This window comes from Streptomyces sp. NBC_01232 (genome assembly GCF_035989885.1).
GTDB lineage: Bacteria > Actinomycetota > Actinomycetes > Streptomycetales > Streptomycetaceae > Streptomyces.
Map to the genome: position 1 here is coordinate 1,022,653 of NZ_CP108518.1, position 26,965 is coordinate 1,049,617.

Sequence of the window (26,965 nt, forward strand, 5' to 3'; positions counted from 1 at the left end):
TCCGTGAAGCAGGTGTGCAGGACGTACAGCAGGAGTGCGTCCAGGAGCGCGGGACGGGTCGAGACGGCAGGCCCCGCAGAGCACCACGGTGAGCGGCCCCCACCCGGACGACGGATCGCGAGCGCGCAACGACGGAAGCGACGGCTGATGCACCGGTTCAGCAAGATCACCAGGGGATCCGTCCGCGTCGGTCAGCGGGTGCTGAGAGTGCCGGTGTACACGTCCGTACGGTTCTGCGGTGCGCCGGAGTTGGTCTCGGTGAGCACCGCCCGTACTCCCTTGCCGTCCGCCACCAGGCCTTGGTAGTCGCCGAGGAAGTAGCCCCCGGCGAACGGTGCCTGCAGCCAGTCGAAGATCCGCGAGATGCGTCGTTCGGTCCGGCGCTTCGGGTCCCCGTGCGGCAGGGTGGCCAGCTGGTAGGCGGTGGGCAGGGTGGTGGTGTCGCCCGGCTTGAGGAAGCGCAGGTCGTAGTACATGAGCGCGAGCGTGCCCCGCTCGTCGACCGCGACCGACGGGGAGAACGCCGGCACGCCCTCCGGGCTGATCAGCTCCGGGGCGCCCCAGGTGCGGCCGCCGTCGGTGGAGCGCACCAACTGGACGGAGTTGAACCGGCCGCCGGAGAAGTCCGCACCCTCGTAGGCCATGTAGAGCGTGCCCGTCTTCGGGTCGACGGCCGGACTGGGCAGGGTGGACGCGGCGCGCAGCGGCTTGGCGGGGTCGTTCGGGTGGACCTCCGGTACGGCGGTGTCCTTGGCCACGGTGACCGGGGCGCTCCAGGTCTCTCCGGCGTCGGTCGAGGTGACCATCGCGTAGTGGGCGTCGACGACGGTGCTCAGGTCCTCGGAGAGGGTGATCTGATCGAAGAAGTCGTACAGGGTGCCGGTGTGCCGGTCGACGACGATCAGATGGCCGATGGTCTGGGTGTTGGGCACGGTGCTGGTGTCGACGAAGCGCCGGGCCCCGCTCCAGGTGCGGCCGCCGTCGCGGGTGACGGAGATGTAGCCCGGACCGTCGAGGGAGCCGGGGCCGGGCGGGTCGTTGTCGAGGCGGTCCCAGACCTGGTAGGCGGTGCCCCTGCGGATCGGGTCGGCGGTGAGCGAGGGCTTGTCGTTGAAGAACGGCTGCTCGTCGACGTGCGTGGTGGTGACGTTGTGCCAAGTGCGGCCGCCGTCGCGGGACGTGGCGGCCAGGAGGCCGGTGCGCGTGCTCTTGACGAAGTCGACGCCCTCGCCGCTCGCGTAGACGGTGCCGTCCGGTCCGGTGCTCACCCAGGGGTCGGTGGCCCGTTCGAAGTCCGCTCCGCCCGGGGCGCAAAGGCTGAACGGCAGCGTGCTCCGGTGGAAGGTGCGGCCGTCCGTGGTCCAGCTGGCCGCCAGGCCACGGGCGCCGCCGTCGTTCCAGCGGTCCTGCTGGAACACGGTGACCACGCGCTTGGGGTCGCGCGGATCGACGGACAGGTACGGCTCGACCTCGGTGGCGGGGTAGGCGACGCTGTCGGGGGATCTGGCTCCGATGGTGCAGTTCGCGTACGGGTCGCCGTGGGACACCTTGACCAGTGGTGTGCCGTCGGGGTTGCGTTCTGCTGCGGCCGGAGTCGCGCCGGTGACCGTGACGAGCAGGAGTGCGGCGGTGGTGACGGCGGTCAGGGGCAGGCGGACGCGCATGCGGGAATTCCTCCGGGCCTGTCGGCTGGGGCACCGGACCGCCGTCATCGGGGCGGCCCGGGGCGCGGAGGCGTACCGGAACGCGAGGGTGGGGCGACTCCGCTCGGTTCTTTTCGGCGTGGGAGCCGGTGCCCTTGATGGGCCGAACGACGGAGTCATCCCCGAGGTCGTACGGGAGCACGGCGGAGCCGACCGGCGGGTGCACCGTGCCGGTCGGCTCCTTGGTCGTGCTGTTACGGCGCCGTCTCGTAGGTCTCCGGAGAAGGCGGTGGACGGTGGGCGGCGGGCCGGTGGCGAGGCGGCGGGGTCGGACTCGGCTCGGACGGGCGAGGCCGGCGGGACTGTTCGTTCTTCTGCGCCTGTTCAAGACCTGCCGAGTGTCGACAACGCTCGTGTTCAGTACAGCCGGGAGATGCGAACGACCTCGTCGGTCACTGTATGACGCATGGCCGAGGCCGAGGCCGTGTTCGGAGCGGCGGCGAGCGCCGTGTCCACCCGACGGTGGACCGGGTGCCGTCACTCCATACCCACCGCGCCGGGTGCACCGGCCGGACTGGTTGCCCGGCCGTGCGCCGACCGGTCAGGTGATCGCCGGCGTGATCCCGTCAGGCAGCAGGCAGCCGGAGCAGGCGCGGGAGAGCTCTCAGGCGCCTTCCCCGGAGAGGCACGACGTTACCGACCTCGACCGGCCGCATCGGTCCGGCGCGTGCGCGTCGGTGGAAGCGGGGCGACATCGATGTCGTTGGCGTCAGGACTGCCCAACGGCGCCGTGTTATGTCCGGGCAGGCCGGGGGCCGAGGAGGACACGGACCGTACCTGCCTCCCACCGGTGCCGGGGGGCGGCTGCCGCGCGGTCCCCTAACGCGGTTCGTGGGCCGCCGCGCGGCAGGCACCGGTGGCGGCGCCGCCCGCCACTCCGGCCTCGGTCAGCCCGCTCACACAACTCTGCAGGTCTCCGACCACGCCACGGCTGCAGGCCGCTGAAACGGAGCCGGAGTCGGTGGCACCGGCCTGTGTGGCCATCTGAGTGCAGGCGGGGATGTCCGCACGGACCGAGGGAGCAGCGAGGACCGCACCGCCGAGGGTGAGGGCCAGGCCGGTGAGGGCACCGGCGATACGGGTCGACGTGCGCATGGGACGCACCTGCCTTCCGGGTTGGTCGCGCGGTCCGGGTCCCGACGGGCCGGATCCACGCGGTGGGGCCGCCTGACGCCGCTCGGTGAGCGGTGCCCCGGCCGGCGCGCTCCCGGACCGACCGCACGATTCTTCGTCGCACCCGTTGAGCCGCACCGGGCATGGCCGCCAGGCCGGAGGAGAGGGCCGCGGGCCGGATGAGACACACTCGGACCTCGACTCGCGGGCCCCTCACTCCAGCGTCGCATCCTCTCTCCCGCCCGTCCTGGGCACCCGGGCGGGGCGGCCGCTTTGAGTAACTGCGCGGCCCATGCCGGTCTACGGCACAAGCCGCCGCACCGGACCGGGACGCGCCCTCCCCGGTGGCCCGAGAGCGGAACCGTTTCCGGACGAGTTCCGGACCGGCCCCGCCCAAGGGAGCCGCAATGACGGCCGATTTCGCTGGTCAGCGTGGGTGAACCACGGGCAGCAGCTGCTCAGTGCCAAGGGCTACGGGTCGCGTCACCGACCCCTCACCCAACAGCACCGCCACCCTCATGGCCCGACATGACGTGCCACCCACATGGGTGAGAAGCTGAAGAGTGCCCCAACAGAGGCAATCCGCAAAAGGAGAACCGAACGCGCATTCGACGAATCTCCGCCGCCGTCATCGCCACGGCAGCTGGGACTCGCCCTGACCTGCATCGATGCCACCCACCCCTCCCCGTCTCCAACCGGAGGGACGCACTCTTCTCGGCACTTCCGTACAGCAGCTCAGCAGAACTCGGGCGCAGTACGCCACCGTGGGCACAGTCGACGACTCACAACGACCAACACAATGAGGTGCGTCGCCCCACCGGCACCTGAGGACAGCAGTACGGTCGGGTGATCGCGCGAGTCGGCCCGGTGGTTACAAGTCGCGCCAGCCCACGAAATCGTGCGGCCCTGATCCCGCGATCCGCTCGCTGAACGGATCCACCACGCCGGTCAGGACGGCCAGGCAGAAGTCGGCCATGCCGCCGTCGAAGACCGTCCAGCGGTTCGCCCCCCACGGCACCTGCCTCCGAAAAGTGGCCACCCTCCAGCTGTCGGCTGCGCCCGTTCGTAGCCAGAAGGCGACATCGCTGCTCGCCGAGTCCGCGAAGGGCAACAGGAGCGGCAAGTCTTGCCTTCCAAGGAGAGCGCCCAGCTCCTGGCAGTCCCGGTCCGAGAGTGCGGAATCGACTCTCTCGAGAAGATCCCCGTACGGCGATCCCGGGACGGGAGGCGTACTGACGGACAGGTACTCGTCGATCTCTCCCCCGCCGTATGACTCCACGAACTCGCGGTAATCCTCGGGGAGTTCCAGCTGTACCGCGTCGGCGAGTCGTTCCCAGTCCACCACGTCTCCTCCGGAGACAGGTGGAGGCAGTAGCTGACGCAGGCGGGTGAGAGCAGCAGACATATCGGCGTTCCTTCCTCGTCCCCGTGGCGCGCTGCTTTCGGCGGCCACCCAAGAGGTCAACCATGGGCGCCGGTGCGACTGCCGGCTGCGGTCCGAAGTGATTGAGCTCCGTTCAGCAGCGCACACGGCTAACGCAAGGATGTCACTCGCCGGTAGGTGATGAGGCAGCAGGCCAGCCTGAGGAAGGCCTCATGAATGTCAGCCCGACGCTCCCAGCGGATCCTCAGGCGTCGGAAGCCGTGCAACCACGCGAAACTCCGCTCGACCACCCATCGGTAGGTGCCCAGCCCGGTGCCATGCCGCGTTCCGCGGCGGGCAATCGCCGGCACGTACAGGATCCCGGACAGCACCTGCCGGTCTGGCAGCGGCTTGCGGCCCGGGTACCGGAAGCGCCGCTCACGTTGCGGCCGTAGCGGCTCCAGGCGCTCCCACCGCTCATCCGACACGGTCCACGGCACGTTCCCCACGCCGGGGTGAACGCTCAACTTCCTGCCACGGCACTGCTGTCAGAGCCGATCCACCTCATTGCGTCAGTCGTTGTAAGGCGCGTTCCTCAATGGGGCAGAGGTTGAGCGTGGGTGCGGACACCGCCGGAACCCGTCCAGAGGCGGCTGCCTCGACCGGGCGGGCAGGGACGCGCTCATTCCAGGCAAACCCTGAAGTTGATTTTCCTTCATCAAATGATGGAGAGTCACGCAGCGCACACGCTGGGCGATTTAACTAATTGACAGCGCGTCCAATGAAGGACCGAGGTGGATCAAGTTTGCGTAAAGTCCCATGCCTCAGGTGACCGTCAAATGGCCTGGACCAATGGCTGTTGGATCCTCAACCCGTCGTAAACATAACTAGATTGACGGTCTGTCACATCAGTCCTTTCCAGTGATTGAATTCGCGACATCTTCGCGCGTAGAGCAAGGGCGTTCAGGTCCCCCAATCTCTCTGGCAGGATTCCCGGCACCCAATCCAGTCAAGGAAAGAGGTGCGGTTGTGCGTGGTCGCGGAAGGCCTGAATCTCGGCTTCACCGGCAGGGCAAAGCCATCGATCTGCCTGAATGTGACGCTCGGTCAATTGGCGTCGCCCGGCTGTAGTTGTCCGGCTCCCGGTCGCCGTTACGGCGACTCGCGGTGGTAAGGCGACGGCAACGGCGCACTCCCGACCCTGCCGCGACGGCGTGCACGCAAGGTGGACAGTTCACCCGCACCTGCGGAACCACAAGAAACCGGTCGGGGAGTGTTCGCCGGCAGCATGAGCGCGACCGCCGCCGAAGGCGCCACCGTCGGTCCATCGTCTCCGATGTGTGCCCGGCCGGTCGCGGCAGCCTCATCGACAATGCGGCGCCGCCCCTGTGCCGCCGCTCCGGTGAGTGGCCGCCGCCCGTTTCGAGCGCCGCCCTGGTCGGTTCTGACTGGCCCGGGCCAACTGACCATTCGTCACTTATGGGAGTGCCGCCCGGCAAACCCGTTTCCGCATTTCAGATCAAGGATCACGATGCACAAACGTCGCGCGTCCCGCCGCAAGAAAGCGCTGATAGCCGCGATCACCGCCGCACTCTCCGGCGGTCTGCTCTTCAGCTTCAATGCCCTCGCCCAGGCCGATGTGGTCAGCGGCACGGTCATCGGCGGGCAGGGCAACTACAAGACCGTCAACCACCGGGCCAAGCCGTCCCTCTCGGCCCAGGTGAAGGGGTCCTCGAAGGTGGGCGCCAAGATCCAGATGTCCTGCCGGACCACCGGCGACACCGTGGAGAACAACCCGAGGTGGATCTTCACCGGCTCGTTCTACATCGCCGACGCCTTCATCAAGGAAAACACCACCTCCCTGCCGGTCTGCGGTTCAACCCCGAACCCGAAACCCATCCCCACGACCGCGAAGACACTCGGCATCGACATGCAGAAGCAGGTCAGGACCCAGTGGTGCTGGGACGCCTCCGGCGTGACCATCGCCAAGCACTGGGGCCGCTCCGTCAGCCAAGAGCAGTTCTGCCAACTCGCAGCCCAGGGAACCTGGGTGAACTGCAACAACCAGCCCGCGACGCTGGAGGACATGGCCAATGGCCTGGCCAGGCTGGGACTGCGGAACAGCGGCCGCAGCCTGTACCGCAACGCCTCGTTCGGTGAGTCCGCCGCCGAGATCGACGCAGGCCGGCCGTTCGCCGTCCGGTTCGGCTGGCGCACCGGCGGCGGTCACATGAACGTCATCTACGGCTACGACAGCGCCACCAACATGATCGCGGTCGGCGACCCGTGGCAGACCACCCAGACCTACACCTGGTGGAACCACTCCACTTACACGAACAACAACTCGTTCCAGTGGACCCACTCCCGCATCGGCATCCAGGGCTGAGGAGCAGACCGACCATGCAGACCATGCGACACGCCAGGCACGCTGCACTCCGGGCCGCCGTCCTCGCCACGGCTGCGCTCGCCGCAGCCCTGTGCGGAATCGTTCCCGCACAGGCTGCGGAAGGCGACGGCATCGCGGGCTACCAGTCGGCCCAGCAAGCCCTCGGGAGTGACCAACTCCGCAACACCGTCTCCCGCTTCCTGGTCTCGGCCCGGCAGCCCCGCACCGCCCCCGCCGCGGACGGCGGCACCGTCGGCACCCCTGGGAACGCACCCGCCGCGGTCGCCGCGCCGCCCGGGTTCGATCTGAACAAGGACCCGGTGCCGATGTTCGAGATCAGCCCTGAGTTCGTGACCGGCAAGACCCAGGCGACCCCGCAGACCGCACTCCGGCTCTCCTACCTGGCCTCGCGGGTGACCGCCTCCGACGGCAAACACGCCGCCGTATTGCTCGCACCCAAAGGGAACGCCACTACGCCGGCAAGCGGCGCTCAGAACGTCGGTGCCGAGGGCTGGCAGCTAGCGGGCATCCGGGACGGGGACGCCGAGGTCGGCTTCGCCGAGCGCGGCACTCCCCAGGCCCGTACCTTCACCGAGCCGCAGATCCACGCCTGGTACCGGCTCACCGCCGAAGGCATGGTCGAGCCGCTCAACGAGGAAGCGACCACCGGCCTCGGCGGAAAGCACGGAATCACCCTCGCCGCCTACCAGAAGTTGGTCACCGCCCGCTACGGCGACAAGATGCCCGGCTCGGAATACGACCGCAAGGGCCTGGCCGGCGGATACGGCGGCCTCGTGGAGGACCAGCCGGAGCAGGTCACTGCTGCATCCGGTGAACCGGCGCCCGAGTCGTCCTGGCAGCCGATCTCCGCGACCGCGGCCGCAGCCGCAGCCGTGGCGGCGGTCGCCGGTGCGGTCGTCTACGCGCGCCGCCGGGGAACTGCCACCACCCGCTGATCCGGCTCCATAAGCCGGGCCCCTTCTCCGTGCTCAGCCCGGCGAATTCCGTCACCGGATCCGCACAGGCGCGGGAAGGAGGCCCGGCCCCTGGTTTTTGTGCCAACCAAAAACCCTCGTCACAAGGGAGCCAGGTCGTCTCTTTCGGATCTTGCTCCCCCAGCTACCGCTGGGAGGTGCCCCCAGGCCCGCGTCGCCCGGCACCGCACCTCGCCGCGTTGTCGGAGCACCGCAGTACGTCCAGTACAACGGCGCTCCTCCGCCTTGCGATGCACGGCACCGGACGACGCCGGCCGACCGACAAGATCCAAAAGAGACGACCTAGCGGCGCACGCGGGGCATGCCGAGGCCGATCCAGGAGATGATCTCGCGCTGGATCTCGTTGTTGCCCCCGCCGAAGGTGAAGATCACGGCGCTGCGGTAGCCGCGTTCGAGCTCGCCGTGCAGGACCGCGCCCGCCGAGCCGTCCTTGAGGGAGCCGGCCGCGCCGACTATCTCCATCAGCCAGGCGTACGCGTCCCGGCGGGCCTCCGAGCCGTACACCTTGACCGCGGAGGCGTCCTGCGGGGTGAGGGTGCCGGCCTGGACCGCGCCCACCATCTGCCAGTTGAGCAGCTTCATCGCGTCGAGACGGACGTGGGTGCGCGCCAGGCGGCCGCGGACCCACGGGAGGTCGATGACGCGGCGGCCGTCGGCGAGTTTCGTCGCGGCGGCCCAGCGCTGGACGTCGTGGAGGGCCCGGATGGCCATGGTGCCGTGGGCGGCGAGGGTGACGCGCTCGTGGTTGAGCTGGTTGGTGATCAGGCGCCAGCCCTTGTTCTCCTGTCCGACGCGGCGGTCCGCCGGGACCCGGATGTTCTCGTAGTAGCTGGCGGTGGTGTCGTGCGAGGCGAGGGTGTTGATGAGGGTGCAGGAATAGCCGGGGTCCGAGGTCGGGACGAGGAGCATGGTGATGCCCTTGTGGGCGGGGGCGTCCGGGTCGGTGCGTACGGCGAGCCAGACCCAGTCGGCGGTGTCGCCGTTGGTGGTCCAGATCTTCTGTCCGTTGACGACGTAGGTGCCGCTCTCCTCGTCGCCCTCGCGGACCGCCTTGCACTTGAGCGCGGCGAGGTCGGTGCCTGCGTCGGGCTCGCTGTAGCCGATCGCGAAGTCGATCTCGCCGGCGAGGATCTTCGGCAGGAAGTACGCCTTCTGCTCGTCGGTGCCGAACTGCATGATGGTCGGCCCGACCGTGTTGAGCGCCATCAGGGGCAGCGGTACGACGGCCTGTGCGGCTTCGTCGAAGAAGATGAACTGGTCCATCGGGGTCATCCCGCGGCCGCCGTACTCCTTGGGCCAGCCGACGCCGAGCCAGCCGTCGGCGCCGAGCCGGCGGATGGTGTCCCGGTAGAAGCGCTTCTGAGCGGCCGGGTCCTCGTAGCGGGCGTAGACGTCCTGCGGCACGAGCTCGGCGAAGTAGGCGCGCAGTTCGGTGCGCAACTGCTGCTGCTCAGGCGTGTATTCGAGGTGCACGGCCCCTCCGGGAGTCTCGCGGTCCAGCCGGTCGCTGTGGTGGCGGCGGTCAGAGTAGAACCTGTTACAAGAATTCGGAAGGACCCGGGTGCCGGCCGTTCGAGGACGCCGTTCATACTCGCGACCATGACGAGCCCACGCAGCAGAGCGGAATTCTTCGTCGAACCCGAGCGGGACGGCCGCTTCAGCCGCCCGGCGACCGGCGACGAGCGGCGGATGCTGGTCGCCTTCCTGGCGGACCACCGCGCCACCCTGGAACTGAAGTGCGCAGGCCTGGGGGCCGAGTTGGCGCGGCGGTCGGTGGAACCGTCCACCCTGTCCCTGCTCGGGCTGGTCCGGCACCTGGCCGATGTGGAGCGCCGCTGGTTCCGGAAGGTCCTGGCGGGCCGGGACGCGCCGCCGCTGTTCTCCTCGGCGGACGAACCCGACGGGGGCTTCGACGGAGCCGTGTCCGATCCCGCGGCCGTCGAGGCGGCCTGGGAGGCCTGGCGCGGTGAAGTGGCCTTCGCGGAACGCTTCGTCGCCGAGGCGCCCCACCTGGACGTCGAGGCCGTCGACGCGTGGCGCGGGAAGGTGTCGCTGCGCTGGGTGCTGATCCACATGGTCGAGGAGTACGCACGCCACAACGGGCACGCCGACCTCCTGCGCGAGCGGATCGACGGGGCCATCGGCATCTGAGCCCGGACCCGGGTCCCCTCCTCATCGCCATCCCCGGAGCCAACTCGGCTGACATCGCCGCGCAGTTCGGCCGCCTGCCGCACAATGTGCGGACATGGACATCGACGCATGGCGCCGCGAGGACCCCGGGTTCACGCGGGCGGTGACGCAGATCCACGAGCCGGGCGACCTCCCCGTGGACGCCGGGATCCCGCCCAGGCACGCCCACTGGGAGCTGCTCCCGGGCGGACGTACGGGCCCGGCTGCCGGAGAAGGCCGGCCGGGCCCTGACCTGGTGGGCCGGGCCGGATTCCGACGGGCGGCCCGCCGCCGTGGTGGTCGGGGACCGCGGCCTGTGCCGGACCGGCCAGGTGGTGCGCGACGGGGTGGCGCAGTTCCGCGGCTACGACGAGGCCGTCGGACCCGACCGGACCACCTGGTTCGTCGCCCTCGTCCTGTTCGGCGAGCACGCCCTGGCGCTCGCCGAGGGCACCGGACCCTGGACCGGGGCGCCCGCCCGGACCGGGCCGAGTGGCACGGGATCGTCACGTGAAGAGGTACAGGAGGTCGAAGTGGACGAGGTCGCGGGCCACGTCGAAGAGGTAGCGGCCCGACGGGGTCCCGTCCGAGGCTTCGCTCTTCCCGCCCTGGCCGTTCGCGTACGCGTCGAATCCCGGGCTGTGCTGCCAGGCCGCGTCAGCGGGCAGGTACTTCTTCAGCGGGGCGGGCAGGCCGGACGGCGCACCGGGCGCGAAGGCGTGGTCGGGCTTCGCAGTGATCGCGGCCGCGCCACCGGCCGGCAGGCGGGCTGCACCGACCAGCCGGATCCGGGAGTCGGGGCTCGGGATCCGGTCGTCGCCCGCACCGCCGGCGTCGATGTCGTATCCCAGCCAGTGCGCGTCGGTCAGTTCACCCAGGAACGGACCGAGCCGCCGGTTCAGCGGCTCGAGGTCGGTGCGGACCGCGGGGCGGTACGGCGGCTCCGGCCACAGCAGGTACGTCAGGCCCGCGCCCACGGTCAGCACCGGGAGGCCGGCGATCAGCAGGAACCGGCGGCGATCGGTACGACCCCGCTGCACGTCCATGATCGCCGCCCCCCGCCGTACGTCAGTTCAGGGCGCCGATCATAGCCGTCGCCGTCACCGTCATCGCCGTCCGGGCGGCCGTCAGGTACGGCCGCGGATCCGCCGGGGTGAGGTGGGCACGGATGGCTTCGGTCATGGCCACGTTGAGCGCGGTGCCGATGTTGACCTTGCGGATACCGCCCGCGACGGCCGCCGCCAGCTCGGCGTCGGGCAGACCCGACGAGCCGTGCAGGACGAGCGGTACGTCCACGGTCTTGGCCAGCCGGGCCAGGAGCGCGTGGTCCAGGGCCGCGGTCCGGCTGGTCATCGCGTGGCTGCTGCCGATGGCTACGGCAAGGGCGTCGACCCCGGAGTCCGCGACGAACCGCCGGGCCTCGTCCGGGTCGGTACGGGCGCCGGGCGCGTGCGGGTCCAGCGGCGCCGCGCCGTTCTTCCCGCCGACCTCCCCCAGCTCGGCCTCGATCCACAGCCCGTTGGCGTGCGCCCAGTCGGCGGCGGAGCGGGTGGCCTCCAGGTTCTCGGCGTACGGGAGCTGCGCGGCGTCGTACATCACCGAGCTGTATCCCGCGTCGCAGGCCTGCCGGAGCAGCTCTGGGCTCTTGACGTGGTCGAGGTGGAGGCCGACGGGGACGCCTGCGGCCTCGGCGCAGGCGAGAGCGGCCCGGGAGATGGGAAGCAGCCGCCCGGCGCGGAACTTCACTGCGTTCTCGCTCAGTTGGAGGATGACCGGCAGGCCGGCCGCCTCGGCCCCGGCGACGACGGCTTCGGCGTGCTCCAGGGTGATGATGTTGAAGGCGGCGACGGCCCGGCCGGCCGCGGCCGCCTCCAGGACCAGGTCGCCCGCGCGGACGAGGCTCATCGGACCGCCTCCTCGCCGGTGGTGAGGATCACCGAGCGCGTGAGATTGCGCGGCGCATCCGGGTCGAGCTGCTGGTGGGCGGCGACGGCCAGGGCGAGGCGGTGTACGCGGACCAGTTCGGCGAGCGGATCGAGCCGCCCGGGCACCCACTGGGAGCCGGTGGCGCGCACCTGCTCGGCAAGCCCGTCGGGGGCCTCGTCGAGCGACCAGGTGACCGTACCGGGCCCGGAGACGCTGATCGGTCCGTGCCGGTACTCCATCGCCGGGTAGGACTCGGCCCAGGACAGCGAGGCCTCGCGCATCTTCAGCGCGGCCTCGTTGGCGAGCCCGACGCTCCAGCCGCGGCCGAGGAAGGTGAACTGCCCGCGGCCGGCGATCTCGGCAGGGAGGGGGTCGATGAGGGCGGTACGGGCGTCGGCGACCGCGGAGGGGGTGTGCAGCCCGACGTGGGCGCGCAGCAGGGTGAGGGCGGTGGTCGCGAAACGGGTCTGCACGACGGACTGTTCGTCGGCGAAGTCCAGGACGACGAGCTCGTCGGCCGCGGTCATCACCGGGGTCGCTGGGTCGCCGACGACCGCCGTCGTGGGCACGCCCGCGTCCCGCAGCCCGGCCAGCAGGTCCAGCACCTCGGTGGTGGTGCCGGAGCGGGTCAGGGCGACGACCCGGTCGTAGCGGCGGTGGCGCGGGAACTCGGAGGCGGGGAAGGCGTCGGTCTCGCCCTGGCCGGCCGTCTCGCGCAGCACGGCGGCCGCCTGGGCCATGTAGTACGAGGTCCCGCACCCGACGATCGCGGTACGCTCCCCCGCCTGCGGCAGCACCGCCCGGTGGACCGGGGCCAGTTCGGCGGCCCGCTCCCAGCATGCGGGCTGCGTGCCCAACTCGTACGCGACGTGACTCATACAGGCTCCCTCGTGCGACAGACGGGTCTGAATGGTGAAGACGTGAATGCGATGCGTTTTCCTGCAAGGTATAGGCCTGTTTCACGCAACTTCAAGCATCGCCGGGTTGCTCGGCTGAGTTAGTGTCGCCGGGTAGGCCGATGGAGGCCGCCGAAACGCCGTGGAACGAATGTCGCAGAACACCGAAGGGGGCGGCCGATGACCCGCAAGGAGCGCTGGCAGACGCTGCTGGACCTGCTCGTGGAACGGGGCGAGCTGGAGGTGGAACCCGCCGCGGAGACCCTCGGCGTGTCCGCCGCGACCATCCGCCGCGACCTCGACCAGCTCGCCGAACAGCAGCTGCTGGTCCGCACGCGCGGCGGAGCCGTGCTGCACGGGGTGTCCTACGAACTCCCGCTGCGCTACCGCACATCGCGCCGCGCCGCCGAGAAGCGCCGGATCAGCGAGGCGGTGGCGGCCCTGATCGTGCCGGGCGAGGTGATCGGCCTGACGGGCGGCACGACGACCACCGAGGTGGCACGGGCCCTGGCCGGACGCCCGGACCTGGCCCAGGGGTCCCCTGCGCTCACCGTCGTGACCAACGCCCTCAACATCGCGGGCGAGCTGGTGATCCGGCCGCAGTTCAAGATCGTACTGACCGGGGGCGTGGCCCGTCCCCAGTCCTACGAGCTGACGGGCCCCCTCGCCGAACAGGTCCTCGGGCAGCTCGCGGTGGACACCGCGGTGCTCGGCGTGGACGGCTTCGACCCCACGGACGGCGCGGCGACCCGCCACGAGGACGAGGCCTCGATCAACCGCCTGCTGTGCGAGCGCGCCCGACGGGTGGTCGTCGCGGCCGACTCCAGCAAACTGGGCGTCCGCGCATTCGCCCGCATCTGCGCGACCTCGTCGGTGGACACCCTGGTGACGGACACGGGCCTGCCCGACACCGTGGCGGAGGCCTTCGGGGCGGCGGGGGTCGAGGTGGTACGGGTGTGAGGGGCGGGGTCGGTTGGCGGGGCGGGGGCTTCGGGGACGGCGGGAGCCGCTGGGGCGGTGGTCAGTGACGTGTATGGGGGCTTCCCGTCAGTCTCATCGTCTCTCCGTGTCGGGCCGGCCCCTCAAGGGCGCTCCTTCGTCGCGTCGCTTCGCGATGGCCTTCGGCCACCCTTGACCGACCGTCCCGCCCCGGACATACGAAGACTGTCGGGAAGCCCCCAAAAGAACGAGCCGGGCTATCAAGACAGGGACGGGGTGGTCGGAGATGCCCTGCCCGGTCGGGGGTGAGGCTTCTTCCCGAGGCGGGGCCCATGCGCGCTACCGGCCGGGTCGGTGGGCGCGTCCAATCGCTACGCGCTCCTCATCTCTCAGCGTCTCCAGACCGTCTTGGGCTGGACATAGGCCGCCCACGCCCTCGGTTCGTATCACGAGATGCGTCCGACGACCGCCTGTGGCCGGTCATAAGCCGCCCAAGACGCCCCAGCGCTCCTCATCGAGGGCGTCTCGACGCTGTCTGGGGTGGAAAGACGCCTGACAGCGGCTATTTCGTCGTGGAGTGGGGTCAGCGAGAGCGGACCGCTCGAATCGCCGACCGTTTGCCCCAATTACCCCTATTTGGGGATGGGTTTGTGGTGTCACTTGTGCACTGACCCGGATCCACGACGGAATAGCAGAGGCATCAGGCCCTGCCGGCCGTCGGTCGCGGTCCTGGAGAAGCGCGTAGCGATCTGAGGCGGCTTATGCCGAGCTCCAGACGGTCGTCGGACGCATTTCGTGGGGTGAACCGGGACCGTGGGCGGCCTATGTCCGGCCCAGGACGGGCTGGAGACGCTAAAGGATGAGGAGCGCGTAGCGATTTGATGCGCTTCCCCCGACCCGGCCGGTGGTCTGGATGGGCCCCGTCTCGGGAAAGTGCCCTCCCCCGACCGGGCAGGGCTTCTCCGGCCGCCCCGCTCCTGTCTCTTGTCCCCGGCCCGTTCCTTTGGGGGCTTCCCGACAGTCTTCGTATGTCCGGGGCGGGACGGTCGGTCAAGGGTGGCCGAAGGCCATCGCGAAGCGACGCGACGACGAAGGAGGAGCGCCCTTGAGGGACCGGCCCGACACGGAGAGACGATGAGACTGACGGGAAACCCCCATACACGTCACTGACTCCCGACTGCTCGGATCCCGCCACCCGAAGCCCCCGCCAGGCCCCGCCCCCTCAATGCGCCGGCAAGCGCTCCGACTCCCGGACCAGGGCCGCCAGGACCGGGGCGATCAGGGGGTGGGTTTCCGCGCCTCGGCGGGTGGCTGCGAAGACGCGGCGGGTGGCCGCCGGGCCTGCGACCGGGCGGACCTGGACCTCCTTGAGGTCCATGCCGCGCAGGGCCGAGCGCGGGACGAGAGCCACTCCTGCCCCCGCGCCCACCAGGGCCGTCACGGCCCGGAAGTCGTCCGAGGAGTGCGCGAACCGGGGCTGGAAGCCCGCCAGTTCGCAGGCGAGCAGCGTCACGTCGTGGCACGGGTTGCCGGGGTACTGGCCCACCCAGTCCGAGTCGGAGAGGTCGGCCAGCGACACCGCGGGCAGGTCGGCGAGCGGGTGCCCCGAGGGCAGGACCGCGTCGAAGGGTTCCGCGTACAGCGGGAGGACGGAGAGCCGCCCGTCGTCGGCGCCCGGGGCGCCCCGGTACTCGACCGCCAGCGCCACGTCCGCCTCGCCGTCGAGCAGCAGCGGCAGGCTCTGGTCGCCTTCCGCGTCCCGTACCCGCAGGCGGATCCCGGGCTGTTCCAGCGCGAGCCGGGCGATGGCCGGCGCCAGGACTTCCGCGATGCCGGTCGCGAAGGCGGCCACGGTGACCTCGCCCGCCGAACCGCCGGCGTACGCGGCGAGTTCGGCCTCGGCCCGCTCCAGCTGCGCGAGCACCTCGTGGGCGTGGCCGAGCAGGATCTCACCGGCTGCGGTGAGCCGTACGCCGCGCCCGCTGCGGGTGAGCAGCACGTGGCCCGTCTCCTGTTCCAGCGCCGCGAGCTGCTGGGAGACGGCGGAGGGGGTGAGGTACAGGGCTGCGGCCGCGGCGGTCACCGTACGGTGGTCCGCCACGGCCCGCAGGATGCGCAGCCGGCGGGGGTCGATCACCCCACCATTGTCTCAGGGTGCAGAGACCCCTCGGACCTCTTGCTCCGCTCAGGCCCCAGCGGTCTCGAGGGCCGCACGGGCGTCGATGAAGGCGGCGACGGCGCGCTCGACGTCGGCCGTCGAGTGGGCCGCGGAGAGCTGGACGCGGATGCGCGCCGCACCCATCGGCACCACCGGGTAGGAGAAGCCGATCACGTACACGCCGCGCTCCAGGAGCAGCTCCGCCATCCTGGCCGCCTCGGCCGCGTCGCCGATCATGACCGGGGCGATGGCGTGGTCGCCGGGCAGGACCTCGAAGCCGGCCTCGGTCATCTTCGTACGGAACAGCGCGGTGTTGGCTGCGAGGTGTTCGCGCAGGTCACCGGCGGACTCCAGGAGGTCGAGGACCTTGAGGGAGGCTGCCGCGATGACCGGGGCGAGGGAGTTGGAGAAGAGGTACGGGCGCGAGCGCTGGCGCAGCAGCTCGACGATCTCGGCGCGGGCGGCGACGTAGCCGCCGGAGGCGCCGCCGAGGGCCTTGCCGAGGGTGCCGGTGATGATGTCGACGCGGTCCATGACGCCGTGCAGTTCGGGGGTGCCGCGGCCGCCGGGGCCGACGAAGCCGACGGCGTGCGAGTCGTCGACCATGACCATGGCGTCGTAGCGCTCGGCGAGGTCGCAGATCTGGGCGAGCGGGGCGACGTAGCCGTCCATGGAGAAGACGCCGTCGGTGACGATCAGCTTGCGGCGGGCGCCGCCCTCGGTGGCTTCCTTCAGGCGGGCTTCGAGCTCGGCCAGGTCGCGGTTGGCGTAGCGGAAGCGACGGGCCTTGGAGAGGCGGATGCCGTCGATGATCGAGGCGTGGTTGAGGGCGTCGGAGATGACCGCGTCCTCGGCTCCGAGGAGGGTCTCGAAGACGCCGCCGTTGGCGTCGAAGCAGGAGGAGTAGAGGATCGTGTCCTCCTGGCCGAGGAAGGCGGAGAGCCGCGCCTCGAGCTCCTTGTGCACCTCCTGGGTGCCGCAGATGAAGCGGACGGAGGCCATGCCGTAGCCCCAGCGGTCCAGCGCGTCCTTCGCGGCGGCGACGACCTCGGGGTGGTCGGCCAGCCCCAGGTAGTTGTTGGCGCAGAAGTTGAGCACCTCTCCGGCGGCGCCGCCCGAGGTGACCGCGACGGCCGCGTTCTGCGGGGTGCCGATGACGCGCTCGGGCTTGTGCAGGCCGGCGGCGCGGATCTCGTCGAGGGTGGAGCGCAGGTCCTCGCGGACGGTGTCGAACATGGGTGCGGTTCTCCTTGTGCGGCGGAGGGCGACGAGGGAGGGGGCCGGGCCCCGCGGAGGGGGGAGGGTTTGCGGGGCCCGGCCCGAGGGAGATGGTTCGGAGGATGGGGCGGCCGATGCGGCGGCCGGCATGACGTCCGGCGTGACAGTCGGGGTGGCGTCCGGGGTGGCGGCCGGCGTGGCGGCCGGAATGACGTCCGGCGTGAGGGCCGGTTACGCCGTCCAGTCCAAGATGATCTTGCCGCTGCGGGCGGTCGACGCCTCGTCGAAGGCGGCCTCGAAGTCGCGGTGCGAGTAGCGGCCGGTGATGACGGGGCTGAGGTCGAGCCCGCCCTCCAGCAGCACGGTCATCGCGTACCAGGTCTCGAACATCTCGCGGCCGTAGATGCCCTTGATCGTGATCATCGAGGTGACCACCTTCGCCCAGTCCACCGGGAACTCCTGCGCGGGCAGCCCCAGCATGGCGATCCGGCCGCCGTGCGTCATGTTGTCGATCATGTCGCGCATGGCCTCGGCGCGGCCGGACATCTCCAGGCCGATGTCGAAGCCCTCGCGCAGGCCGAGCTTGGCCTGCGCCTCGGCGATCGAGGACTCGGCGACGTTGACGGCGAGGGTGGCGCCCGCCTTGCGGGCGATCTCCAGCCGCTCGGGGCTGACGTCGGTGATGACCACGTTGCGCGCGCCGGCGTGCCTGGCCACGGCAGCCGCCATGATCCCGATCGGGCCGGCGCCGGTGATCAGTACGTCCTCGCCGACCAGCGGGAAGGACAGCGCCGTGTGCACGGCATTGCCGAACGGGTCGAAGATCGCGGCGACGTCCAGGTCCACGGCGGTGCGGTGCACCCACACGTTCTGGGCGGGCAGGACGACGTACTCGGCGAAGGCGCCGTCGCGGCCGACCCCCAGGCCGATCGTGCTGCGGCACAGGTGGCGGCGGCCGGCCAGGCAGTTGCGGCACTTGCCGCACACCAGGTGGCCCTCGCCGCTGACCAGCGCGCCGACCTCGATGTCCTGGACGTCGGCGCCGAGCGCCGCGACCTCTCCGACGAACTCGTGGCCGAGGACGAGGGGGGTCTTGACCGCGCCCTGCGCCCAGCCGTCCCAGGCGCGGATGTGCAGGTCGGTTCCGCAGATGCCGGTGCGCAGCACCTTGATGAGCACGTCGCCGGGGCCGTACTCGGGCTCGGGGACGTCCATGAGCCACAGGCCGGGTTCTGCCTTGTGCTTGACGAGTGCCTTCATGGGGTGGCTCCAGGCATGCGGAAGGGGACGCCGCGGGCGGGGGCGCCCGGACGGCGGCGGTGACGTGCACCAATCTGCCGATCGGCGCGGTGATCAGTCCATCGAGACTTTCTTAAGCGGGCCGACAGCACAGCTTCACGCCTATGCTCCTCCCGTAATGGGGAAGGGGCCCGCGCCGGCGACGGCGAGGGGGAAAAGGGGAGGTGAGGGGCGTGCCGAGTCTGCGCAGCAGGGCGCTGTCGGCGGCGCTTGTCGCGACGGGACGGCGAAGACGGTTCGCGAGTGCCGAGGCGGTCCGGACCCGGGTCGCTGAGTCCGCCCGCCGGCCCGCCTCCCATCTGCCGCCGCGGTCCCTGGGGCGGGTCGCCGACATCTCGCGGACCTTCGTCGGGGCCTGGCCGGTGTACGACGTCTCCCCGCTCGGGACGGAGCCCGCGGCCCAGGTGCTGTACGTGCACGGCGGCGGCTACGTCAACGAGCTGGTGCGCCCGCACTGGGCGCTGGTACGGACCCTGGTCACGCAGGCGCGGGCGCGGGTCGTCGTGCCGGCGTACATCCTCGCTCCGCGCGGTACCGCCGACCGGACGGTCCCGGTGGCCGCCGATCTGCTGAGCGGCCTGATCGCGGGCGGTGGCTCCGGAGGGACGGTGCTCGTCGGGGACTCGGCCGGGGCGGGGCTGGCCCTGGCGGCCGCGCAGCGGCTGCGCGACCGTACCGGGGACCAGCCGTCCCGGATCGTGCTGATCTCGCCGTGGCTGGACGTGACCATGAGCCATCCGGACCAGGCGGCCATCGAGGCGGACGATCCGATGCTGGCCCGCCCGGGGCTGCTGGAGGCCGGCCGGCTGTACGCCGGGACCCTGGCGGCCGACGATCCCCGCGTGAGCCCGCTGCACGGGGGTTTCGCCGGGCTGGCGCCGCTGACTGTGTTCACCGGGACCCGGGACGTGCTGACCACGGACAGCCGGGAGCTGCTGCGCCTGGCCCGCGCGGACGGGGCCGAGGTGGAGTTCCACGAGGAGGCGGGGCTGCCGCACGGGTACCCGCTGCTGCCCGTGCCGGAGGGGCGGGCGGCGCGCGAGCGGATCGTCGAGCTGATCAGGTCGGCGGCGGAGCTGTGAGGTCACGGCCCCCGCTCCGTGATCGGGTCCGGTCGACGGGACGCCTCCCGGAGCCGGGCCGGTCGACGGAAGGCCTCCCGGAGCCGGGTGGGTCGAAGGCACGCTCCTTACGCCGTGCAGGTCATCAGTGAGCTGATCGGCCAGGCGCGGTACGCCGTCCAGTACGCCTCGTCCCGTTCGGCGTCGGCGGGCGGTGTCCGGTTGGGCTGCCAGCCGACGGTGACGAAACCCGCTTCGACGGCGGCCTCGGCGAGGTCGGCGTGGGCCCATTCGCGGAATTCGAAGGGCACCGGCGGTTCGGTCAGGAAGTGCGCCTTCAGCAGTGGCGCGTCGCCGTCGGCGACCCGGTCGAGGATGCGCACCCCGTACGGCGACCAGTCCACGCGGGGGAACGCGCCCGCGTTCGGCACGATGGCGAGCAGCCGCCCGCCCGCGCGCAGGTTGGCGCGGACGGAGCGGAACATCGCGTGCAGGGACCTGCGGTCGGGTGCGTAGCTGAAGACGTACGCGGCGGTCGCGAGGTCGAAGGGGCCGAGGTGGGGAAGGCCGGCGGCGTCGGCGACGTGGTACTCGACGTCCGGCCGGTCCTTGGTCGCCTCGTGCTCGCGGGCCCGCCGGATCATCTCCTCCGAGACGTCGACGCCGACGGTGCGCCGGGCCCCGCCGCGGGCCAGCAGCCGGGTGTTGTATCCGTATCCGCAGGCCAGGTCGAGGGCGTCGAGCCCGCGCACCCCGCCGAGGGCGTCGAGGGCTCCGTGCAGGGTGTAGGTGTCGGCGGCGGAGAAGGCCGCCGCGCTCCTTGACTCCGCGTAGCGCTCGCCGATGGTGTCGTACTGGAACCGCATGCTCTGCCTTCCGGGGGCCTGCCGGGGGTGGTACGCCTGCGTATCGTGCCCCGCGGCTCGTCCGGGGGGCGGTCCGCACACCCGTGCGTCCCCCGGACGAGGGAAGCGGTCGGCCGATCGGCGGGAACGGAACCGGGACGGGCCGGTGCGGAGGCGGGTGCGGGAGCCGGTGCGGGAGCGGCGACCGGCCGGGATGCAGGGGCCGCCGCCGAGGGCGCATCCTGGCTGTGTGATGGCGAGAGCGGACAGCGTCGGCGCCGCGCCTGACACCACGGATGCCCCTGATGCGACGGCCCAGGTGCTCGCACGGGCCACCGTGAAGGCGATGGAGGCCGTCGGTGGCTACGCGGGCGGGGTCTACCTGCGCTCGCCCACCACGGGGCTGCTCCTGATGGCCGTGTTCACGGGGCTGCCGCTGCAGCTGTTCCGGCCCTGGTGGCGGATGCAGGTCAACCGCCCCTATCCGGTGGCCGAGGCCTACCGCTCCGGGCAGGCCGTGCACCTGCCCGACGCGGAGTCGGCCATGAGCCGCTTCCCCCAGCTGGCGGCCGGGCTGCCGTTCCCCTTCGGCTCGCTCTACGAGCCGGTGACCGCCGGGACGGAACGGTTCGGCGTGCTGCTGGTGCTGCGGGAGGCGACCCCGGGCATCCCCGTCGGGACCGCGGACCGCGAACGCCTGCGGCTGACCGCGGAGCAGCTGGCCACCGAGCTCACCGCGCTGTCGGCGGCCGGGGCTCCGGTGGTGTGGGAGGGTCACCCGGTGGGCGTACCGGCGCCGCCGCCCGAGGCGGGGGCCGAGGGCGCCCGCAGGGCCGCGGACCGGCTCGCGCAGGCGGTGCTCTCGCTGGACCGGCAGGGCCGGATCGGGTACCTGAACACCGCGGCGGAGGCCCTGCTCGGCCTCGGCGGGACGCAGCTGCACGGACGGCTGCTGTGGGAGGCGCTGCCCTGGCTCGGGCATCCCGCCTACGAGGACCACTTCCGGGCCGGCTTCATGTCCGGCGAGCACGTGCACTTCGCGGCCCGGCGCGGCCCGCAGGCGCCCGGGGAGTGGGTGTCGGTGGACCTGTATCCCGCTCCCGACGGTGTCACCCTGACGCTCGGCACCTCCGCGAAACCCTCCTACGCGCCGACGATCCAGGCCGGCCGGAGCCCGGACGGGAACGCGGACACGGCGGCGGACACGGACGCCGCCGCGGAGGCGGGGGGTGACGTGTTCGCGGACCTGGACGCGTCGGCCGACGAGGCGTCGGCGCTGTACCGGCCGGTGGCCCTGGCCATCGCGCTGACGGAGGCGGTCACGGCCCGGCAGGTGTCGGCGGTGGTCACCCAGGAGCTGCTGCCGGCCTTCGGGGGCCGCCAGCTGGCGATCTACCTGCTCGACGAGCGCCATCTGTACCTGGCCTGGGAGACCGGTTTCCCGCGGGGCTTCCTCAACCGGTTCGACGGGGTCTCGCTCGATGTCCGGCTGCCGGGCGTGGAGACGCTGACCACGGGCCGGCCGATGTTCTTCGAGTCGATGCAGCATCTGGCCGCCGCCTATCCGGGCATTCCACTGGACGCCGACGTGGGCGCCCGCGCCTTCCTGCCGCTGATCGCCTCCGGCCGGCCGGTCGGCTCGTGCATCCTCGGCTTCGACTCGCCCCGCGGCTTCAGCGCGGAGGAGCGTACGGTGCTCACCGCGCTGGCCGGTCTGATCGCGCAGGCCCTGGCCAGGGCCCGGCGCTACGACAGCGAGGCGGCGCTCGCCCGCGGCCTGCAGTCGGCCCTGCTGCCGCACCGGCTGCCGGTGCGCGAGCACGTGGACACGGTGGGCCGCTACCTCCCCGGTACGCAGGGCATGGAGGTCGGCGGCGACTGGTACGACGTCGTCGAGACCGGCGCGGGTCTGCTGGCCCTGGTCATCGGGGACGTCCAGGGCCACGGTGTGGCGGCCGCGGCCACCATGGGCCAGCTGCGCAGCGCGGTACGGGCCTTCGCGCTCAGCGGGAGCACCCCGGAGCAGGTGGTGAGCGGCACGAACCAGCTGCTCATCGACCTGGATCCGGGCCAGTTCGCGAGCTGCTGCTACATGTCGCTCGATCCGGGGTCGGGCTGCGTCATGGCCGCCCGCGCGGGGCATCCGCAGCCGCTGCTGCGCCATCCGGACGGCCGGACCGAGGTGCTGGACCTGGCGGGCGGGGTGGTCCTCGGCATCGACCCGGAGGCCTCGTACCCGGTCACGGAGCTGCGGCTGACGGTGGGCTCGGTGCTCGCCCTCTACACGGACGGGCTGGTGGAGAAGCCGGGCATCGACATCGATGTCGGGGTGGAGCGGCTGCGCAGGGCCCTCGCCGCGGCCCGGCCGTCCCCGTTGACCGAGACGGCCGACCGGCTGATCAGCGAGGCGGGCAGCACCGCCGACCGGCCGGACGACATCGCCCTGCTGCTGGCCTCCCGTACCGACTAGGCCGCCTCGGGTCAGCTGATGTCGGCGCGGGCCAGGGTGAGTGCGGTGTTCACCAGGCCGACGTGGCTGAACGCCTGCGGGAAGTTGCCGAGTTGGCGTCCGGCGAGGGGGTCGTACTCCTCCGCGAGCAGGCCCACGTCGTTGCGTACCGCCAGCAGCCGCTCGAACAGGGCGCGGGCCTCATCGCGCCGGCCCGTCATGTGCAGGGCGTCGGCCAGCCAGAACGAGCAGGCCAGGAAGGCGCCTTCGTCGCCGGGGAGGCCGTCGACGGTGGAGCCCGAGGTGCTGTAGCGGCGGACCAGGCCGCTGCTGCCGAGTTCGGCGCGCACCGCGTCGACCGTGCCGACGACCCGCGGGTCGTCGGGCGGCAGGAATCCGACCCTGGGGATCAGCAGGGTCGCCGCGTCGAGCTCCTCGGAGCCGTAGTACTGGGTGAAGGTGCCCCGCTCGGGGTCGTAGCCGTTGGCGCACACGTCGCGGTGCACCTCGTCGCGCATGGCGCGCCAGCGTTTCACGTCGCCGGGCGTGGAGGGGTCGCTCTCCAGGGTGCGCACGGCGCGGTCGGCCGCGACCCAGGCCATCACCTTGGAGTGGACGAAGTGGCGGCGGGGGCCGCGGACCTCCCAGAGGCCTTCGTCGGGCCGGTGCCAGTTGCGTTCGAGGAAGTCGAGGAGCGCGAGCTGGATCCGCCAGGCGTGGCGCTCGGCGGGCAGACCGGCGGACCTGGCCAGGTAGAGCGAGTCGATGACCTCCCCGTACACGTCGAGCTGGAGCTGGTCGACGGCCGCGTTCCCGACGCGGACCGGGGCGGAGGCGGCGTACCCGTGCAGCCAGGGCAGTTCGTTCTCGGGGATCCGTCGCTCGCCGGCGATCCCGTACATGATCTGGAGGTCGGCGGGGTCACCGGCGACCGCGCGCAGCAGCCACTCGCGCCACGCTCGGGCCTCGTCGAGGAAACCGGTGGCCAGGAGGGATCCGAGGGTGAGGGTGGAGTCCCGGAGCCAGCAGTAGCGGTAGTCCCAGTTGCGGATGCCGCCGAGCTCCTCGGGGAGGGAGGTGGTGGCTGCGGCGGCGATGCCGCCGGTCGGGGCGTAGGTGAGGGCCTTGAGGGTGATCAGGGAGCGGGTCACCGCCTCCTGGTAGGGGCCCTCGTAGCGGCATTGCGCGGTCCACTGCCGCCATTCGGCGAGGCTCTGGTCCAGTGCGGCGAAGGGGTCGCAGGGCTCGGGGCGGGGCTGGTGCGAGGGGTGCCAGGTCAGGACGAAGGCGACGCGCCGGCCGGCGGTGACCGGGAACTGGGAGCAGGTGCTGTTCTCCTCGCCCCAGGTGCGGACCGGGGGGTCGCTGCGGAACCAGACGGAGTCGGGCCCGGCGACGGCGACCCGGTCGCCGTCGCTGCGGCGCACCCAGGGCACGACGTGGCCGTAGTCGAAGCGCAGGCGCAGGGTGCTGCGCATCCTGACGGTGCCGCTGATGCCCTCGACGATGCGGATGACGTCGGGGGCGACCTCGCGCTCGGGCATGAAGTCGGTGACCTTGACGGTCCCGGTCCCGGTCTCCCAGTACGACTCCAGGATCAGCGTGCCGTCGACGTAGGACCGGCGGGTGCAGGGCTCGCCGGGGGTGGCGTCGAGGGGTGCGATGCGCCAGTGGCCGTTCTCCTCGTCGCCGAGGAGTTTGGAGAAGCAGGCCGCCGAGTCGAAGCGCGGCAGGCACAGCCAGTCGATGGACCCGTCGCGGCCGACCAGTGCGGTGGTCATCAGGTCGCCGATGAGTGCGTAGTCTTCGATGGGTTGTGTCATTTGTGCGCTATTCCCCTGATTGTCCGGGGCCAATCAGCTCGGGCCCCGGACACCGCTCATGGGATCAGGAGATGGTCACGAACTGGCCGATGCTCGGTACGCCCTGGGCGTCGAGGGCGAAGAGCATGTAGGTCCCCGGCAGGACCACGCCCGTGTCGGCGGGTATCGAGACCTTGTACGCGCCGCCTCCCGCGGCTGTGGACGCCAGGGGGACCCGGCGCTGGTCGTTGTCGGTGGAGTGGGTGGCGGCCGCGGCCCGCATGAGGACGAAGGACGCCACCGAACCCTGGGTGCTCACCGTGAGCGAGGTGCCGGGGGCCGTCCTCGGGGGTACGCCCGCGGTGATGGCCGGACGGGGCTTCGGTGAGCCGTCCGCGTTGAGCAGGTAGGGCGGCGTGAAGATCGCCCCGTCGGCGTGGTTCGTCGCGCAGTCGCCGCACAGGCCGCCGCCGCCGGAGAAGATCCGCCCGTCGGGCAGCAGGTTGGCCACGCTGTGGTAGTTGCGCGGGACGGCCATGGTGGCGAGCGGGGTGAAGCGTCCGGTCGCCGGGTCCCACAGTTCGGGGGTCAGGACGGAAGTGGCGTCGCTGAACGGCACCGGATAGGCCTGGCCGCCGAAGACGGCCACCTTGCCGTCGGGCATGACCACGCTGTTGCTGAAGGCGCGGGCATGTTCCATGTCGCCCGTACGGGCGGGCTGGACCTGGCTGCCCGAGATGCCCACGGTGTAGGCGCGCCGGGTGGCGGGGCTGTCCTGGTAGGCGGGTGAGCCGCCCAGGGTGAGCAGTTTGCCGATGTCGTAGGCGACGGCGTTGCCGGTCATGGCGTCCTGGCTGTCGGCCCGGTTGCCGGCGGAGGTGATGCTGCCCCGGCCGCTGGTGGAGATCCAGTTCATCTGCTTGCTCGGCCCCAGTTGCAGCACCTTGCCGCCCGAAGTGGCGTACAGCCACATGTGGTTGTCGGCGCGGTAGGGTCCGGCCGGGTCGGCGGTCAGGGCCGGGGCGGCGGGGACGCCGGGAAGGCTGCGCCAGGTGCGGGTGTCCGGGGACCAGACCTCACCGGCCTTGTCGGTGCCCGCGGATCCGCTCCAGGAGCCGCCCAGGACGAAGGCCTCGCCGGTGGAGAGCAGGGTCATGGCCTGGTAGCCGCGGGCGATGTTCATGCTCGTGGTGGCGGACCAGCTGTCGGTGGCCGGGTCGTAGATGCTCGCCTTCTCCGCGTTGCTGCCGCCGGTGACCAGCACCCGGCCGTCGGCGAGCATGGCGATGCCGGGGCAGAACATGTCGTGTCCGGTGTTGTCGATGCGGCGCTGGGTGACCTTGCCGGTCTTCAGGTCCAGGATCGCGGTCTGCGTGTAGCCGTTGCTGCCGCCGAAGCGGTCGACGGCGTACGCGGACCAGGCCAGCAGCTTGTCGCCGGGCAGGACGGCGGTGGCCACCGGAACCAGCGGGAAGCCGGTGACCCGGCCCCAGGAGCCGTGCACGGCCGGGCTGGCCGGTCCGCTCAGGCGTATCTCGCCCGCCGAGGTCCACGGGCCGCGGCCGCCGGCTTCGCTGGTCACGGTCAGCCGTACGAAGCGGGCCTGTTCGGCGCGGGTGAAGGTGGCGGTCTTGACGGTGTCGTCGTCCCGCCAGGTGCCCGCGGCCACCGGCGTCCCGAAGGTGGAGCCGTCGGTGCTGGTGGCGATGGTGTACGCGCCCGCCCGCCCGTTGGGCCCGTCGGGGCGGGGATGGTAGACGAGGGCGGAGACGACTGCCGTGCGGTGCATGTCGATGGTGATGGTGTGCGGCAGCGGGGCCGGGGTTCCGGCCCACCTGCTGTGCCAGATGCTGTTCGCGTTGCCGTCGAGGACGTTGGCCGCGCGGCCGTTCTCGCTGCCGGTCTCCTCGTCGCTCGCCGTGGCGGTCCATCCGGTGCGGGGCAGGTCGATGGTGGCCGCCGGAGTGCCGGGGTCACCCAGCAGGTCGATCTCGGAGGCGGAGGACCAGGGGCCGCGGCCGCCGGCCTCGCTGAGCGCGGTGAGCCGTACGAAGCGGGCGCCCTGCGGGGCGAACCCGAGGGTCTTGGCGCTGACGTCGTCGGCGAGCGTGCCGGTGGCGACCGGAGTCCCCCAGCTCACGCCGTCGGTGCTGACGCTGATGCTGTACTCGCCCACGCGCCCGTTGGGCCCGTCGGAGCGGGGACGGTAGACGAGCGCGGAGACGACCGCCGTGCGGTGCATGTCGATGGTGATGACGTGCGGCAGCGGGGCGGGCGTACCGGTCCACCTGCTGTGCCAGAGGGTGGTGGTGTTGCCGTCGAGGACGTTGGCCGCGCGGCCGTTCTCTCCGCCGGTCTCCTCGTCGCTCGCCGCGGCCGTCCATCCGGCCCGGTCGAGGACCGGGGCCGTCGGTTCCATCGCGTTCGCCGGGGCGATGCCGTGGTGCGGCGACTGCTTCGCCGTCTGCTGGTCGGTGGGCACGGGTGCGGGGCGGGGCGCCGGGGAGCGGCCGGCGGCTGCCGTGCTCGTGACGCCGAGCCACGGGATGAGGCCGATCAGCAGCGAGCCGAGGCCGAAGGCGATGAGCAGGTGGGAGCGGCGTAACACGCGGTGAAAGGCGAGGAAGCGCCTGGACTGCAATC

Annotated in this window: 19 protein-coding genes and 1 pseudogene; 6 read left to right on the forward strand and 14 right to left on the reverse strand. The window is 71.6% G+C overall.

What is annotated here, in order from left to right:
- Positions 1–191 precede the first annotated feature (191 nt).
- From OG444_RS04935 to OG444_RS04950, 4 genes and pseudogenes are all read right to left on the reverse strand, one after another.
- A complete protein-coding gene (locus tag OG444_RS04935; RefSeq protein WP_327260941.1) occupies positions 192–1,664 on the reverse strand; it encodes a sialidase family protein in 1,473 nt (490 codons plus the stop codon).
- 858 nt (positions 1,665–2,522) lie between these two features.
- Complete coding sequence (locus tag OG444_RS04940) at positions 2,523–2,798, reverse strand: hypothetical protein (protein ID WP_327260942.1); 276 nt, start codon at positions 2,796–2,798, stop codon at positions 2,523–2,525.
- A gap of 889 nt (positions 2,799–3,687) precedes the next feature.
- The gene (locus OG444_RS04945; RefSeq protein ID WP_327260943.1) at positions 3,688–4,221 is read right to left on the reverse strand and encodes an SMI1/KNR4 family protein; all 534 of its coding nucleotides are present in this window, start codon (positions 4,219–4,221) and stop codon (positions 3,688–3,690) included.
- Between the two features lie 128 nt (positions 4,222–4,349).
- A pseudogene (locus OG444_RS04950) lies at positions 4,350–4,595 on the reverse strand (transposase); the annotation flags it as partial.
- A 1,115-nt stretch (positions 4,596–5,710) separates the two neighbouring features.
- On the opposite strand from OG444_RS04950, the gene OG444_RS04955 reads away from it, so the two are divergent.
- On the forward strand, positions 5,711–6,565 hold the full coding sequence (locus OG444_RS04955; RefSeq protein WP_327260944.1) for a papain-like cysteine protease family protein: 855 nt from the start codon (positions 5,711–5,713) through the stop codon (positions 6,563–6,565).
- A 14-nt stretch (positions 6,566–6,579) separates the two neighbouring features.
- Entirely contained in the window at positions 6,580–7,521 is a 942-nt protein-coding gene (locus OG444_RS04960) for a hypothetical protein (RefSeq protein WP_327260945.1), read from the forward strand.
- A 321-nt stretch (positions 7,522–7,842) separates the two neighbouring features.
- Here OG444_RS04960 and OG444_RS04965 read toward each other — a convergent pair whose 3' ends face one another.
- Entirely contained in the window at positions 7,843–9,033 is a 1,191-nt protein-coding gene (locus OG444_RS04965; RefSeq protein ID WP_327260946.1) for an acyl-CoA dehydrogenase family protein, read from the reverse strand.
- Positions 9,034–9,159: 126 nt separating this feature from the next.
- Between OG444_RS04965 and OG444_RS04970 the strand changes: the two genes are divergently transcribed.
- Complete coding sequence (locus tag OG444_RS04970) at positions 9,160–9,711, forward strand: DinB family protein (protein WP_327260947.1); 552 nt, start codon at positions 9,160–9,162, stop codon at positions 9,709–9,711.
- 524 nt (positions 9,712–10,235) lie between these two features.
- Here OG444_RS04970 and OG444_RS04975 read toward each other — a convergent pair.
- Genes OG444_RS04975 through OG444_RS04985 form a run of 3 tightly spaced genes read right to left on the reverse strand, consistent with a single transcriptional unit; the run spans position 10,236 to position 12,533 of the window.
- Positions 10,236–10,775 carry a hypothetical protein gene (locus OG444_RS04975; protein WP_327260948.1) on the reverse strand — a complete coding sequence of 180 codons (540 nt, stop codon included), beginning with the start codon at positions 10,773–10,775 and terminating at the stop codon, positions 10,236–10,238.
- A 22-nt stretch (positions 10,776–10,797) separates the two neighbouring features.
- Complete coding sequence (locus tag OG444_RS04980; protein ID WP_327260949.1) at positions 10,798–11,634, reverse strand: class II fructose-bisphosphate aldolase; 837 nt, start codon at positions 11,632–11,634, stop codon at positions 10,798–10,800.
- Positions 11,631–12,533 carry an SIS domain-containing protein gene (locus tag OG444_RS04985; RefSeq protein ID WP_327260950.1) on the reverse strand — a complete coding sequence of 301 codons (903 nt, stop codon included), beginning with the start codon at positions 12,531–12,533 and terminating at the stop codon, positions 11,631–11,633. The genes OG444_RS04980 and OG444_RS04985 overlap by 4 nt, the downstream gene beginning before the upstream one ends.
- Before the next feature lie 198 nt (positions 12,534–12,731).
- On the opposite strand from OG444_RS04985, the gene OG444_RS04990 reads away from it, so the two are divergent.
- Complete coding sequence (locus OG444_RS04990; RefSeq protein ID WP_327260951.1) at positions 12,732–13,511, forward strand: DeoR/GlpR family DNA-binding transcription regulator; 780 nt, start codon at positions 12,732–12,734, stop codon at positions 13,509–13,511.
- 1,201 nt (positions 13,512–14,712) lie between these two features.
- On the opposite strand, the gene OG444_RS04995 is transcribed toward OG444_RS04990, so the two are convergent.
- The 3 genes from OG444_RS04995 to tdh all read right to left on the reverse strand — a co-directional run bounded on the left by OG444_RS04995 (position 14,713) and on the right by tdh (position 18,126).
- Positions 14,713–15,627, reverse strand: coding sequence for a LysR family transcriptional regulator (locus OG444_RS04995; RefSeq protein WP_327260952.1), 915 nt, complete (start codon positions 15,625–15,627; stop codon positions 14,713–14,715).
- A gap of 48 nt (positions 15,628–15,675) precedes the next feature.
- Entirely contained in the window at positions 15,676–16,884 is a 1,209-nt protein-coding gene (locus OG444_RS05000; RefSeq protein WP_327260953.1) for a glycine C-acetyltransferase, read from the reverse strand.
- Between the two features lie 213 nt (positions 16,885–17,097).
- Positions 17,098–18,126, reverse strand: a complete 1,029-nt coding sequence (gene tdh / locus OG444_RS05005; RefSeq protein ID WP_327260954.1) for an L-threonine 3-dehydrogenase — start codon at positions 18,124–18,126, stop codon at positions 17,098–17,100.
- Between the two features lie 212 nt (positions 18,127–18,338).
- Here tdh and OG444_RS05010 point away from each other — a divergent pair, with 212 nt between their 5' ends.
- Positions 18,339–19,247 carry an alpha/beta hydrolase gene (locus OG444_RS05010; protein ID WP_327260955.1) on the forward strand — a complete coding sequence of 303 codons (909 nt, stop codon included), beginning with the start codon at positions 18,339–18,341 and terminating at the stop codon, positions 19,245–19,247.
- Positions 19,248–19,354: 107 nt separating this feature from the next.
- Here the strand turns inward: OG444_RS05010 and OG444_RS05015 are convergent, their stop codons facing one another.
- Positions 19,355–20,092 (reverse strand): class I SAM-dependent methyltransferase, encoded by a 738-nt coding sequence (locus tag OG444_RS05015; RefSeq protein ID WP_327260956.1) that lies wholly within the window; start codon positions 20,090–20,092, stop codon positions 19,355–19,357.
- A gap of 232 nt (positions 20,093–20,324) precedes the next feature.
- Between OG444_RS05015 and OG444_RS05020 the strand changes: the two genes are divergently transcribed.
- Positions 20,325–22,541, forward strand: a complete 2,217-nt coding sequence (locus OG444_RS05020; protein WP_327266662.1) for a SpoIIE family protein phosphatase — start codon at positions 20,325–20,327, stop codon at positions 22,539–22,541.
- An 11-nt stretch (positions 22,542–22,552) separates the two neighbouring features.
- Here OG444_RS05020 and OG444_RS05025 read toward each other — a convergent pair whose 3' ends face one another.
- Together OG444_RS05025 and OG444_RS05030 are read right to left on the reverse strand one after the other, a co-directional pair.
- Positions 22,553–24,343 carry a glycoside hydrolase family 15 protein gene (locus OG444_RS05025; protein WP_327260957.1) on the reverse strand — a complete coding sequence of 597 codons (1,791 nt, stop codon included), beginning with the start codon at positions 24,341–24,343 and terminating at the stop codon, positions 22,553–22,555.
- Positions 24,344–24,407: 64 nt separating this feature from the next.
- A complete protein-coding gene (locus OG444_RS05030) occupies positions 24,408–26,930 on the reverse strand; it encodes a discoidin domain-containing protein (RefSeq protein ID WP_327260958.1) in 2,523 nt (840 codons plus the stop codon).
- Positions 26,931–26,965: the final 35 nt, after the last annotated feature.